The sequence below is a fragment of the Polaribacter cellanae genome, assembly GCF_017569185.1.
Lineage (GTDB): Bacteria > Bacteroidota > Bacteroidia > Flavobacteriales > Flavobacteriaceae > Polaribacter > Polaribacter cellanae.
Genome location: NZ_CP071869.1, coordinates 908,251 through 921,551, shown reverse-complemented (window position 1 = coordinate 921,551; position 13,301 = coordinate 908,251). Strand labels below are relative to the sequence as shown.

Below are 13,301 nucleotides of genomic sequence, written 5' to 3'. Positions count from 1 at the left end.
AAAAAAAAACGTTATAAACGAAAAATATATTCAGCAATGATCAAAAACAAACTTTCAACAATCGCACTTATTCTAGTTTCAATATTTATAATCAGCTGTAGTGGAGGAGATAAATACAAAATCGAAAAAGGTAAAGTTGGTTACATCACTTCAAAAACCACCATTAAAGATTTAGACAATTTATTTAAAAACGATTCTATTGTTAAAAATTTAAGCGAAGGTGCTTTAGGAGACGATTATTTTCAGGATGATGATGAGTATTTAATCTTCGAAAAAGGAGGAAAGCACATTTTAACAGTCGTTCCAAAAGAACAATTAGATTCGGTTTCTACGATTAAAAGTGTCGAAATTCACGACTCTCGTTTCAAAACGGAATCTGGCATTAATTTAAACTCTAGTTTTGCAGAAATTAACAACAATAACAACATCAACAGAATAGAATCTACCATTTCTTCTGCGACTTTATTTATAAACGATTATAACATTACAATTGCGATTGATAAAGAAGAATTAGGACTTAAAAGCTTTAGCACACAAAAAGTTAGTTTACAACAAATACCAGATTTAGCGAAAATAAAATCATTAATTGTTTGGTTTAATTAGTGAAACTCATTTTTTAAATATTGCGAAGCAATGATTAAAAATTGTAAGTTGAACTAATCCCACTTTTTTAGCGGGATTTTGTTTTTATATTATTAAGATTTTATAATAAATTCGGGATTTTTCATAAAACCTTGGACTTTCTTTGTAATCATTAGTTATTATGGAAAAAAACTACAAAATTCAAAAATCGCCATTTGTGGTTCCAACAACCGATGGTAAATTAATAGAAGAACATTTTGGCAATGCAACCGATAAAAATTCTCAAATAAGCATTGCACACATGGTGGCACCTTCTGGTTGGAGCGAACCTTTTCAAACCCCAGAATTCGATGAATATACTTACATCATTAAAGGCAAAAAACAATTTATTATCGATGATGAAATTGTGGTTTTAGAAGCGGGACAATCTATAAAAATCAATAAAAACACTAGAGTTCAATATTCCAATCCTTTTGAAGAAGAATGCGAATATTTAGCCATTTGTTTGCCTGCATTTTCTATGGATTTGGTAAATAGAGAAGAGAATTAGTGATTTTTCAATATAATAATCAGTTTTAATTTAAAGAAATAATTCAATTGCAATGGTAACAAGTTTTTATATAATAAGCGTATTTTGGCTAAAGCCATTTGTTGTAATTTGCTTTATAACATCCAGTTACCTGTAAGCTAAAACCAATCTTACCCATTAATGAAAAAGAACGAATTTATTAAATCTGAAATTAAGATTTCAAATATTTTAATCCTTTTATTAGGAGCAATTGTTTACACTTTTTTTGGAATAAAATTCACAATTTCTGCAATGGAAAAACTTGGAATTCTTTTCGTAAGTATTCCTTTTTTATTTTTGGGAATTGCTTCAATTTACAATTTGATAAATTATGACATTCTTGAAATAACAAAGGAAAAATTAATTTTTAAATCTTTGTTTGGTTTTAAAAAGAAAGCTATTTACTTGTCCGAAATAAAATCGTATAATGAAATAAAAAAACAAAATGCGAAATTTAAGCACGAAATTGAATATATGGAATGGAAAGATTTGACTTTATTTGGAGATGATTTCAAATTTAAAATATCTTCCTCAAGTTATGGAAACTATCCTGAAATAAGAAGAGCATTAATTTAAGGAAAACAAAGAAACATAATATCGCAAAATGAATGGCAGAGAAAGAATAGTCTATATTATGGAATTGGCTTTTTAGGCACTTTCATAAAACAACGCATCCCTTGTTTTTACGAGGGATTTGTTGTATTTTGTAGCTATAATAAACCCCGAAAATGGCCAATATAGGCAAAAAACGGGGTTTTAATTTCGATAATTATGAAAGTACGAAGAATTTCTGAAATGCAACACCGCATTTCAATTTTTTCCCCTCAGCGAGAATTATGATGCTCATTATGCGCGATTTTTAGAGGGAGATTTAGGTAAAATCTACTCTGCAATTCCTTGGAATGATTTAGTTAGCTCTTTTGGTATTTCTGAACAATCAAAAGGGAGAAACTATCTTTTTAGTCCTAAAGGAAGACTAGGTTTAATGTTTTTAAAACATTATGCTAATTGTTCAGATAGAAAATTGATTGAGCAACTAAACTCGAATTTAGACTATCAATTTTTCTGTGATATAGAACTAGGTTTTGAACGCTTAACAAACTATAAAATAGTGAGCCAAATACGTTGTGAATTAGCAGAGAAACTCGATATTAATTCCATAGAAAAAATTCTATTCAACTCTTGGAAAAACGAAATTGAAAACCCCAATCAAATTGTAATGGATGCTACTTGTTATGAAAGTGAAGTTCGTTACCCTAGCATCCAAAAATTACTTTGGGAGTCGGTTCATTGGTTGTACAATCAATTACGTAAAACCTGCTCTATATTAGGGGTTAAAATGATTAGAAGTAAATATATCAAGTGGAAAAAACGTTATCAAGGATTTAGTAAAATGCGAAGAAAAACCAAGTCGAAACGTATTTCATTAACCCGAGGTTTACTCAATCTGTTAAGTAAATTTATCAACTTTGAAAAAGAGTTGTCAGAAAATCACAATATTGAGTTTATAGCTTTGTATTATAAGCGAATAAATACAATTCAAAGGATTTACAAACAACAAAAAGATCATTTTGATACAGGAGAAAAAATCAAAGATAGAATTGTAAGCATTCAAAAGGATTATATTCGTCCTATTGTTCGAGGAAAGGAAGTAAAACCTGTTGAATTTGGAGCAAAAGTTAACAAAGTTCAAATTGATGGAATTAGCTTTATCGAACATATTAACTTTAATGCATTTCATGAAGGAAATCGTTTTATTCAAACAGTCCAAAAAGCACAAGGATTAACTCGAAAAAAAGTAAAAATAGCTGGAGCAGATAAAATTTATGCCGCCAATAAAAATAGAAAACACTGTAGTTCTAAGAACATAGAAACAGACTTTATCCCCAAGGGAAAAAAGCCGAAAAATCATAAAGAAAAAAAGCAACTTAGAGCTATTATCGCAAAAGAAAGAGCTACAAGATTAGAAGGTTCTTTTGGAAAGGATAAAGAATATTATCACTTACGAAAAATAAAAGCCAAAACTAAAAAGAATGAAATTCTATGGATATTCTTTGGAATACACACAGGGAATGCTCTTGAAATTGGCCGAAGAAAAATAGCTAAAACAGCACAACAAGTAGCCTAAATTTGAAGCATTGAATATAGTTTTATGGGAGAGGTATGTCTTGTTGGGAAATTTTTAAGAAACTGAACCCTTAAAACAGCTTTAAAACAAAAATTGAGGGTAGAATTTAAATAATTATGCCCGCAATTTTAGCTGCATTTTTAAAAATAACCTATTTTCTGAATGTGCCTTTTTAATATTTGGAATTATTATTTCGATTTGGTTTGGAATAATTTCTAAAGAATTAAATGAAGTATTATTAAGCTTAACATTTTCATCTATATTTATAATTTATGGAATTTATCTAATTAGGAAAAATAGAAAAGCCTACAGGTAACGGTCTTGTGTATGAAACGTAGCGTGTAAATAGACACTAACTTTTCGGATTTAGCACGAGCCCAATTTTTTATTTTTATGTTTAATTTTCTTTTATAAATATAACCAAATAAAAAATTTGGCGTACTTTGTAAATATACAAAAACCTCTCGGGAAGCCTATAATAGCTATGTTTTATACACGTTGTTACCTGCTGGCTTTTCTTTCCGCAAACTTGCTAGCGTTGGCAAAGACATACTCTTTTGCAATTTTTGGCTTGTGTGGTGGCTGTAGCGAATTGCAAATGTGTATGGCTTTTAGCGTTGGCTTATTTCAGATATATTTCTTCTTTCACATAACTTGCGTTTAGCCAAAAACAATGCTTTGTATATTCAGTCAATCCTGTCAATTTATCTGCAATTGGTAATTCATACTTGTCTGCTGCATTTCTTGCGTGTGGTCTAACGTGACTCACTTTGTTTTCAGTCTTTTTTGGAAAATAAGTTTTTCTGACACCTTTTTCAGTTACTTCTTTTACTATTTCTCCATTTGAAACAGTCTTTACCATTTCTTCCCAAACATTTTTGGCTGTAAGAATATCGGAATGAGGCATATTCCAAAACTTTACCTTTCTTAAAATCAAATTTTCTCCCTCAAACTGATAGAACACAAAGAAAAATTTACTTTCTAAAATATTCTTAAAATCCGAATCTTCCCAATCGGTTTCTACAAGTTCTTGATATTCAAATGTTGGAAACGAAATATCTTCTTTTGGTAAATCATTTTCTTTAAGTCTAATTGTTTTTACTTGAATATCGGATTTTTCAAATTCCTCAATTTTTTGTCCGAGTTTAAGTCCAAGAATTGCATTTGTAAGATTTGCAAAATAACTTTTGGCGTTTTGATTTAATTCTAAACCCAATTCTTTTTCTATCTGTTCTGCTGATTTGCCATAAAATGGATGAAATTTTAAAATTACTATTTCTTCAATTGAACGTACTTTGTCTAAAATTTCAGGTCGCTCTATGATTTTTCCATAAACAGCAGTTTCTTCTTGAGCAATATTAGCAATTATGTGATTTACATAACCTTGTTTTAAAGAATATGCTCTTTGTTTTGCTTGTTCTTCACTAAATGGTTGATTTCTAAATGATTTTAGAGCAGTCGAACCTTTTGTACAAGCTCCAAGATAAAATGTATCTCCTTCTGATAATTCGTGAGCTTTTCCATCTTTTATTTTTTGATTGATAAATTCCCAATCTTGTTTGATGATTTTTAAATCTTCGTTTGGATATTTCCAACCGTCAACTAACTTTATTAAATAGTCAAGTAAATCTAAATCTCTGTCGTGTAAATAAAACACTAAAAGTAAATGTGCGTTTTTCTTCCAAAAAGTACTAGTCTCAAATTCTTCTTTATGAACTTCTAAATAGTTTATGATGTTTAAAACAAGTCTTTCTTTTGATCGAAAATCTCCGTTTTTTAAAGTTTTTAATGGACTTGATTTTAGTTCAATTCCTGCTTCTTTAAAATCTGGTTCTGCATCAGAATTTGGTTCATAGCCGAAATAAAACTTCTCTAATATTTGGCCAAAATTTCCTTTTCCTTTATAACCGTGTTTTTCTATTTCTGAACCACAAGCTTGTCTTAAAGTTTGGTTTTTAAGTTGTTTTGCAAATTCAATAATTGAATCAGCCGAAGTTATATCAAGCATATTCAAATTGGTTTATCTGTTTATAAAGTTCTTCTCCAATTTTCTCAATTACTCCAACAACTAAAGCATTTCCCATAAAAAACGCTCGTTTTGTATCTGTAATTCCCTCCAATTTGGTGTGATTATCTGGAAACATATTTAACCTTTCCAACTCTATTGGTGTTAATCTTCTCAAACCTCTGTTAGAAATAATTACGTGTTTAAATCTTGAAGGTGATTTTCCACCTTCTCCTGTTATAATTGTTCTTGAAGCATTGTCTAAAGCGTCTGGATAAATCATTCCACCTTCTGAATATTTATAAACAAAACCATCTGGCGACTTCCGTTCTATAGTTTTTGCACCTTTCAAATATTCCCATTTGTCTTTATCTTTTTCATCAATGAAAAATTCAGGTGTAACTTCTCCATTTTGCAATACGTCTGCTAAAACGGTTTTCTTTCCATCATAATTTGGTTCTGTTTTGGTAGTATAAACTTTACCTTTAATTAGTAAACCTGTATTTTGAAAAGGCGACAATTTTCCGTTTTTATTAAAATTGTTGGTTATTTCTACTAAATCTCCTTTTAATTCTACTTCTTGAATTGAATTTGTTTTAGCAACAGGAAAAGCGTTTGCAATAGTTCCTTCTTCTATTAGCCAATTTATTTTATTTGATTTTTGAAGTCTTTTGTAAACTTCTGTCGATTTATGATAGCCAATAAAGAAAACTCTTCTTCTCCTTTGTGGCATTCCATATTCAGCTGCATTTATAACTCGCCATTCTACTGCGTAACCTAAATCATTTAAGCTTTGAAGCATTACAGCAAAATCACGACCTCTTTGTTTTGCTGGCGATTTTAAAAGCCGATCAACATTTTCTAAAAACAAGTATTTTGGCTTGTTTTTTTTGTTTTCTAAAATTTGGTGAATTGACCACCAAAGAACACCTTTTTTACCTTTTAATCCTTTTGAATTGTGTAAAGTTGTTGCAACAGAATAATCTTGACAAGGAAATCCACCAACCAATAAATCGTGATCTGGGATTTCTTCAACATTTCTTGTTACTACTTCGTTTATGTCTTCGTTTGAGTGATTTTCTTCTCCAAAACGAGCTTCATAAACTTTAGAAGCGTGTTGCATTTTGGTTGATGGTTCCCATTGGTTGCTCCAAACAACTTCATAATTACTCTTTTCAAGTCCAAGACGAAAACCTCCAACTCCTGCAAATAATTCTGCAACTTTCATTTTCTTATTTTCCATTTTCTTGAGCTTTATAATAGTTAATTTTTTCTTCTGCTACTTTTAATATTTCGGAAGTAGATTCCGTGTATTTTAGTTCGTCCGCAATTTTTTCAGAGTACCAATTTATTACTAATTCACTTTCGGAAAGTCCATAAAAACTGGCAAGTCTCACGATTTGTTCCATTGTCGGTTTTCTTTCGTTTTTCTCGAACTTGCTAATCAAAGATTGATCAATATCGACTTCAGCTGCAACTTTTCGCAGTATCAAATTTTTTTCCTCTCTCGCACATTTTAAAGTGTCGCCTAATGTTTTCATTGGTCAAAATTGTTTTAGACAAATATTGTCCAAATATATAAAACATTTTTGAATTTCAAGATTTAATTCAGATTATTTTTCGGATTGTGGTGGTGGGAAAAGGCAAGCTCTTTTTGTTTTTTGAGGCACGAAAAAAATAAAATATGCTTGACTGTGCGGTTGGCTTTTCAGCTTGCAGGTAACACCGTATATAATTTATTGCTTGCTTCTTGCCTACTTGCGAAAGTCCTCGCGAACTTTCTTGGTCGGTAAATTTTTACTAAATTAGTTGCTTGAAACACGCAACAAACCATATATAAACACGCTAAGGTTAAACGCAATTGACAGGATTTAATTGATAGAAAATTATTGTTTTTATATAAGTCCATATAAAAATGGATTGTATTCATTTTAAAAGACTATTTTTAATAAATTGCAACAAAAAAATTTATGTCAAATACCATCGCTCCCAAAATAATAAGACAAGTTTTTGTTTTGTTATTAATTTTATTTATTGGAATTCTCATTTTTAGAGAAATGATGCCCTACTTATCTGGGGTTTTAGGAGCCATCACTATTTATGTACTATTAAGAAAATGGATGATTTATTTGGTTCGAAAAAAGTGGCATCCAGATTTGGCAGCTGCTTTTTTAATGGTTGTTTCCTTTGTTTGTATTTTATTACCAGTAACAGGAATTGTTTTAATGTTGGGGAATAAAATAGGCGATGCTGTAAGTAATTCCGAACAAGTAATGCAGGTTATTAAAGACCAATTTGGTAAAATTGAAGACAAATTTGGATACGATTTAGGCTCTAAGATAAACGTTTCGGAAGTTTCTAGTTTTATAACGAATAATTTAGAAGGTGTTGCAGGTAGTACCTTTAATATTTTTATTTCTGTAGGAATTATGTATTTCTTATTGTATTATATGTTTACCAATAGATCTCAATTAAGAGATTCTTTGTACCAATACATACCAATTAGCGAGAAGAATTTAAAAATAATTGGCAAAGAATCGCAAGCAATGGTCCGTTCGAATGCATTAGGAATTCCTTTAGTAGCAGTTGCACAGGGTATTATTGCATTAATTGGTTTTTTAATATTTGGAATAAAAGAGCCTTTCTTTTGGTTTACTATCGTAACAGTAGGTTCTATGATTCCGTTTATTGGAACCTTAATAGGTATAATACCTGTATTTATTTTAACAATGGCTTCTGGAAATGAATTTTCTGCTTGGGGAATTTTAATTTACGGTTTAGTAGTAGTTGGTTCTACAGATAATATTATAAGATTGTTTTTACTAAGAAAATTAGACAATGTACATCCATTAATTACATTAATTGGAGTAATTGTAGGAGTTCCTTTGTTTGGTTTTATTGGTCTTATTTTTGGTCCTTTACTAATTAGTTTATTTTTAGTAATTGTTAGAATTTATAGAAAAGAATTTGGACAACAACAAGTTTCTGAAGAATCTACTTTATAACGTGAGTTAGATGTGTTGCTGTTTTATTATCAATTATTTAAATTATTTTCTTTTGAGTATGAATGACGAAAGAAAAGTAATCTTGCAAATTGTAGTTATAAATAATGGAATGTATAAATAGACATGCTAATATCTACTTGTATTTTTACAAGAATTGCAATTCCTGTAACCACCACCTAAAAATTCGTTAGGTAATAGAAATTAAACCAATACTGGCGAGCATAATGCCAAAAAATATTTGAATGTACTCGTAGAAATTCCTAACAATTCTATTCTTTGTCATAATAGCTATAGGTTTAATACTTTTAATTAAGTGATTTTTAAAATTCTTTTATGTGTAATATTTACAATTAAAAGTCCAATTGTAAATACTGTAAAGAGCGTTGAAATTAAGAAAAATATTGTTGTTAAGCTTAAACTAATAAGTAAACTCGTAAAAACACCTAAAACATTTTCATCTTTCCAAGTTTTTATTAGAGTTCCAAATATAAATATAAAACCAATTAATGAAAATAACCTAATATTTATAAAAAGTGTAAAGAAAAAACTAGATTTTATTTCTGAAAATCCATTAGAAATATAGTGAGTTATTTTTCTACCTCCTTTCCATAAAAGTAATATGAAAGTAAATGGAATAAGACCTAAAGAAATTAATAGATTCCAAAATATATTTCCGTTAATAGTTGCAATACCAAAATCGAGCATTGGAAATAAAGAGAAATAGATAACATAGTATAAAAAAACTAAACCAATTGATGCTCCAATTAACAAGGCTGTTTTAGCTCCAATTTTTTCAAATTTTGATATATTATTCATTAATTATTTTTTAAGATCTTCTCTCACAAGCCAACAAAGTATTTTTTAGCAACATAGCAATTGTCATTGGTCCAACTCCTCCAGGAACAGGAGTAATAAAACTTGCTTTTTCAGAGACTTCTTTAAAAGCAACATCTCCTACTAATCTAAAACCATTTTTCTTAGAAGAGTCTGCCATTCTTGTAATACCTACATCAATAACAGTAACATCTTCTTTAACCATATCTGCTTTTAAAAATTCTGGAATACCAATTGCTGCTACAATAATATCTGCTTGTAAAGTAATGTTTTTTAGGTTTTTAGTTCTACTATGACACATGGTAACAGTAGCATTTCCTACTTTTCTTTTTTGTGAAAGTAAAATACTCATTGGACTTCCTACAATATGGCTTCTTCCTAAAACAACAACATGCTTTCCAGAAGTTTCCACATTATATCTATCTAACAATTCTAAAATACCAAAAGGTGTTGCAGAAATAAAAGTAGGTAGGTTTAATGCCATTTTTCCAACATTTGTTGGGTGAAACCCATCCACATCTTTATCAGGATCTACAGCCATTAATATTTTTTGTTCGTCTATATGTCTTGGTAATGGAAGCTGTACTATAAAACCATCGATATCTGTATCGACATTTAAGATATTAATTTCGTTTAATAAATCTTCTTCTGTTGTATCTTCTGGTAATCTTATTAAAGTAGATTCGAAACCCACACGTTCACAAGCTTTTACTTTTGCATTTACATACGTTAAACTTGCACCATCATTACCAACAATTATAGCGGCTAAATGAGGAATTTTTTTATCTCTATTTCGAAGTTCAGCGACTTCTAAAGCCAATTCTTCTTTAATATCTGCTGCTGTTTTTTTACCGTCTAAAATTGTCATACTATATTAATATTGGCTATTTTTTTAGTTTTAAAATTTAAAAAGAGACTGCAACTGCCAACTGAAAACAGCCAACTGAATACTGCCTACTAAAACTTACTTCATTCCTTTCATCATTTGCATCATCTTTTTACCTCCACCACCTTGCATCATCTTCATCATTTTACTCATTTGGTTGAATTGTTTCATTAACTGGTTTACTTCTTGGATAGAGGTTCCAGAACCTTTGGCAATTCTCTTTTTTCTGCTTGAATTTATAGTGGATGGTGTGCTTCTTTCAGAAGGAGTCATCGAATGAATAATAGCTTCAATTCCTTTAAAAGCATCATCATCGATATCTACATCTTTTAACGCTTTTCCAGCTCCAGGAATCATGCCCATAAGGTCTTTCATGCTTCCCATTTTTTTTATTTGCTGAATTTGGTTTAAGAAATCGTCAAAACCAAACTGATTTTTAGCAATTTTCTTTTGTAGTTTTCTTGCTTCCTCCTCATCATATTGGTCTTGTGCTCTTTCCACCAAAGAAATAACATCTCCCATTCCTAGGATTCTGTCTGCCATTCTATCTGGGTGAAAGATATCTATCGCATCCATTTTCTCTCCAGTACCAATAAATTTAATTGGTTTGTCTACGACAGATTTTATAGATAATGCAGCTCCACCACGTGTATCTCCATCTAATTTTGTAAGTATAACTCCATCAAAATTTAAAATATCGTTAAAAGCTTTGGCTGTATTTACAGCATCTTGCCCAGTCATAGAATCTACAACAAATAGTGTTTCTTGTGGCTCAATTGCTTTGTGAATGTTCGAAATCTCTGTCATCATTTCTTCATCAACAGCTAAACGTCCTGCAGTATCAATAATCACCACATTTTTTCCATTGGCTTTTGCGTGGGCAATAGCGTTTTTAGAGATTTCTACAGGATTATTATTGCCAACTTCTGCATACACTTCTACACCAATTTGTTCTCCAACAACTTGTAATTGGTTTATTGCGGCTGGTCTGTAAACATCACAACCTACTAAAAGAACTTGTTTTGTTTTTTTAGTTTTTAAGAAGTTTGCCAATTTTCCAGAAAAAGTAGTTTTACCAGAACCTTGTAAACCAGACATTAAAATTACCGTTGGCGAACCTCCTAAATTAATACCAACAGTTTCGCCCCCCATTAATTTGGTTAGTTCGTCTTTAACCAACTTAACCATTAATTGTCCAGGATTTAATGTAGTTAATACATCTTGGCCTAAAGCTTTGGTTTGTACTCTTTTGGTAAAATCCTTGGCAATTTTAAAATTTACATCGGCATCTAATAAGGCTCTTCGAACTTCTTTTAGTGTTTCTGCAACATTAACTTCTGTAATTTTACCATGCCCTTTTAAGGTGTGTAAGGCTTTATCTAATTTATCGCTTAAATTATTAAACATAATTTGTGTCTTTTTTTTGGAAGCACAAATATAGGAATTTAGAAGAATTTTTATGTTGAAAAATGGAGGTTTTTATCATGTTTTCTTTAAAAATAGGCTTGTAAAGAAGTTTACTAAATGAATAAATACAGAAAAAATAAAGATACTTATTGAAATTGCTATTATTAATTGTGCATTATTATTAAAAATAGGGAGTTCTTGTAGATTTTCTTTTCCAATCCAATTCCAATTTTGTTTGGTTAACAATAATAATAGGGAGATTGTTTGTAGAGAAATATGAGTAATCGTTAACCATTTTTTGGGTGTTTTTTCTGCCCAAGCCAAAGAGAAATAATTAAAACCTATTAAAAAGAAAAAAACAGCAGAGATGTAAAACCAAAAATCGATTGTTGTTACATAGTAAGTAGCATAAATGTTAATATCGATAGTAATTTCTCTATTTAAAAAACCTAAAATAAAAAAAGAAATTGTAAGCCCAAAGAAGAAAAGGTGTGGTTTTGCAATAATATTTTTCATTCTAAAACAACATTTCTTAGTATTTTTCTTTTAAAATGTTTGTGTGATGTTCTGTGTGATGAGCTGTCCACATAATAATTTCACGAATGGTCATTTTTCCCATTAATGGATGTGGAATTACCAAAGTATCTAAATTTAAATCACTAATTTTTCGTATTTTGTATTGTAATTTTTTTTGCTGAATTTGAAGTCTATTTAGCAACCTCTTTCTATTTTTTAATAATGGTTTTTTCAATTTTTTATTAAAAGCAACTGCTGTTTCTTTGTTTTTCATTAACTTTTTTTGATAATTTTTTACAATCGCATCATAATCTCTGGTTTCTCTGTTACAAGTGCCAAATTTATGTTTTAGAAAAAAACGAGGGTAACTTAAAACATTATTTAATAGTTGCAAACTATCTACTAAATGTTGTACTTGTTGGGCTGTCGTCCATTTTCCTTCAGGACCTTTTTCCCAAAGCTCTTCCGGTTGTTTGTTTAGCCATTCTAACAAATTACTATGTTTTTCTTCCAATAAATCTACAATAGCGTCTTTATTCATTTTCAGTTGTATTACATTTTAAATGTAATAAAAATTGATTTATAAGTAGTTAAAAAACAAAATGAATTTAATTTCAAATAAAAAGGATACATTTTTTATAGAAAACTTAAGATTTTTTAATTTACCCACTCAAATCAACATAGAGCCGATAATAACTATTTCAAAGAAAAAATAAGATTTAAAAAAAGATAAAATATCGTTTATTTCGCAAAAAAAGACTTGAAAACGTTAACTCTTTTTTAATTAAAATTTACCTCATAAAATAATTTAGAAAAATCATCTAAATTTGTAGAAATTTATATCTTAAAATCTCTATTTATTTTCAGGTATAAACTTTAAAGCGACTCCATTTATACAGTGTCGTTTTCCTGTTGTATTTTCTGGGCCATCATCAAAAGAATGCCCTAAATGTCCACCACAAGTATTACATTTTAATTCCGTTCTTGCATAGCCTATTTTATAATCTACGTCTAATTCTACATTTCCTTTTATAGCTCTGTCAAAAGAAGGCCATCCAGTTCCAGAATCGAATTTATGCTCGGATTTATATAGAGGTGTATTACACGCAGCACAAACAAAAGTTCCCTTTCTATATTCTTTGTTTAATGGACTTGTAAATGCTCTTTCTGTTCCTGCTTGTCTTAAAACGTAAAATTCTTGTTCCGAAAGTTGTTTTTTCCATTCGGCTTCAGTTTTAGAAATTTTGTAATTTTTTTTATTTTTTTTGGCAGATTGTGCGTTGCTAGAGCAGCCTATAAATAATGTTATTAATAATAAACCAAGTATTTTTTTCATAATATATTTTTAATTTTAAAATTTAGGTTTTATA

At 29.7% G+C, this 13,301-nt stretch carries 14 protein-coding genes; 5 read left to right on the top strand and 9 right to left on the bottom strand.

Annotation, left to right across the window (positions count from 1 at the left end):
- The first annotated feature begins 36 nt into the window (after window positions 1-36).
- The 4 genes from J3359_RS04300 to J3359_RS04285 all read left to right on the top strand — a co-directional run bounded on the left by J3359_RS04300 (window position 37) and on the right by J3359_RS04285 (window position 3,278).
- Window positions 37-603, top strand: coding sequence for a hypothetical protein (locus J3359_RS04300; protein ID WP_208079516.1), 567 nt, complete (start codon window positions 37-39; stop codon window positions 601-603).
- Window positions 604-763: 160 nt separating this feature from the next.
- Complete coding sequence (locus J3359_RS04295; RefSeq protein WP_208079515.1) at window positions 764-1,132, top strand: cupin domain-containing protein; 369 nt, start codon at window positions 764-766, stop codon at window positions 1,130-1,132.
- Between the two features lie 159 nt (window positions 1,133-1,291).
- Window positions 1,292-1,726 carry a hypothetical protein gene (locus tag J3359_RS04290; protein WP_208079514.1) on the top strand — a complete coding sequence of 145 codons (435 nt, stop codon included), beginning with the start codon at window positions 1,292-1,294 and terminating at the stop codon, window positions 1,724-1,726.
- Between the two features lie 214 nt (window positions 1,727-1,940).
- Window positions 1,941-3,278 carry a transposase gene (locus J3359_RS04285; RefSeq protein ID WP_367890393.1) on the top strand — a complete coding sequence of 446 codons (1,338 nt, stop codon included), beginning with the start codon at window positions 1,941-1,943 and terminating at the stop codon, window positions 3,276-3,278.
- A 622-nt stretch (window positions 3,279-3,900) separates the two neighbouring features.
- Here the strand turns inward: J3359_RS04285 and J3359_RS04280 are convergent.
- Genes J3359_RS04280 through J3359_RS04270 form a run of 3 tightly spaced genes read right to left on the bottom strand, consistent with a single transcriptional unit; the run spans window position 3,901 to window position 6,824 of the window.
- Complete coding sequence (locus J3359_RS04280; RefSeq protein WP_208079512.1) at window positions 3,901-5,286, bottom strand: Sau3AI family type II restriction endonuclease; 1,386 nt, start codon at window positions 5,284-5,286, stop codon at window positions 3,901-3,903.
- Complete coding sequence (locus J3359_RS04275; protein WP_208079511.1) at window positions 5,279-6,526, bottom strand: DNA cytosine methyltransferase; 1,248 nt, start codon at window positions 6,524-6,526, stop codon at window positions 5,279-5,281. The genes J3359_RS04280 and J3359_RS04275 overlap by 8 nt, the downstream gene beginning before the upstream one ends.
- On the bottom strand, window positions 6,516-6,824 hold the full coding sequence (locus J3359_RS04270) for a helix-turn-helix domain-containing protein (RefSeq protein WP_208079510.1): 309 nt from the start codon (window positions 6,822-6,824) through the stop codon (window positions 6,516-6,518). The genes J3359_RS04275 and J3359_RS04270 overlap by 11 nt, the downstream gene beginning before the upstream one ends.
- A gap of 429 nt (window positions 6,825-7,253) precedes the next feature.
- On the opposite strand from J3359_RS04270, the gene J3359_RS04265 reads away from it, so the two are divergent.
- Window positions 7,254-8,288 carry an AI-2E family transporter gene (locus J3359_RS04265; protein ID WP_208079509.1) on the top strand — a complete coding sequence of 345 codons (1,035 nt, stop codon included), beginning with the start codon at window positions 7,254-7,256 and terminating at the stop codon, window positions 8,286-8,288.
- Window positions 8,289-8,597: 309 nt separating this feature from the next.
- Here the strand turns inward: J3359_RS04265 and J3359_RS04260 are convergent, their stop codons facing one another.
- The 6 genes from J3359_RS04260 to msrB all read right to left on the bottom strand — a co-directional run bounded on the left by J3359_RS04260 (window position 8,598) and on the right by msrB (window position 13,267).
- Entirely contained in the window at window positions 8,598-9,104 is a 507-nt protein-coding gene (locus tag J3359_RS04260; protein ID WP_208079508.1) for a hypothetical protein, read from the bottom strand.
- A 10-nt stretch (window positions 9,105-9,114) separates the two neighbouring features.
- Complete coding sequence (gene folD, locus J3359_RS04255; protein ID WP_208079507.1) at window positions 9,115-9,990, bottom strand: bifunctional methylenetetrahydrofolate dehydrogenase/methenyltetrahydrofolate cyclohydrolase FolD; 876 nt, start codon at window positions 9,988-9,990, stop codon at window positions 9,115-9,117.
- 96 nt (window positions 9,991-10,086) lie between these two features.
- Entirely contained in the window at window positions 10,087-11,415 is a 1,329-nt protein-coding gene (ffh, locus tag J3359_RS04250; protein ID WP_208079506.1) for a signal recognition particle protein, read from the bottom strand.
- A 75-nt stretch (window positions 11,416-11,490) separates the two neighbouring features.
- Window positions 11,491-11,931 carry a hypothetical protein gene (locus J3359_RS04245; RefSeq protein ID WP_208079505.1) on the bottom strand — a complete coding sequence of 147 codons (441 nt, stop codon included), beginning with the start codon at window positions 11,929-11,931 and terminating at the stop codon, window positions 11,491-11,493.
- Window positions 11,932-11,947: 16 nt separating this feature from the next.
- On the bottom strand, window positions 11,948-12,472 hold the full coding sequence (locus J3359_RS04240) for a DinB family protein (protein ID WP_208079504.1): 525 nt from the start codon (window positions 12,470-12,472) through the stop codon (window positions 11,948-11,950).
- A gap of 312 nt (window positions 12,473-12,784) precedes the next feature.
- Complete coding sequence (gene msrB / locus J3359_RS04235; protein ID WP_208079503.1) at window positions 12,785-13,267, bottom strand: peptide-methionine (R)-S-oxide reductase MsrB; 483 nt, start codon at window positions 13,265-13,267, stop codon at window positions 12,785-12,787.
- Window positions 13,268-13,301: the final 34 nt, after the last annotated feature.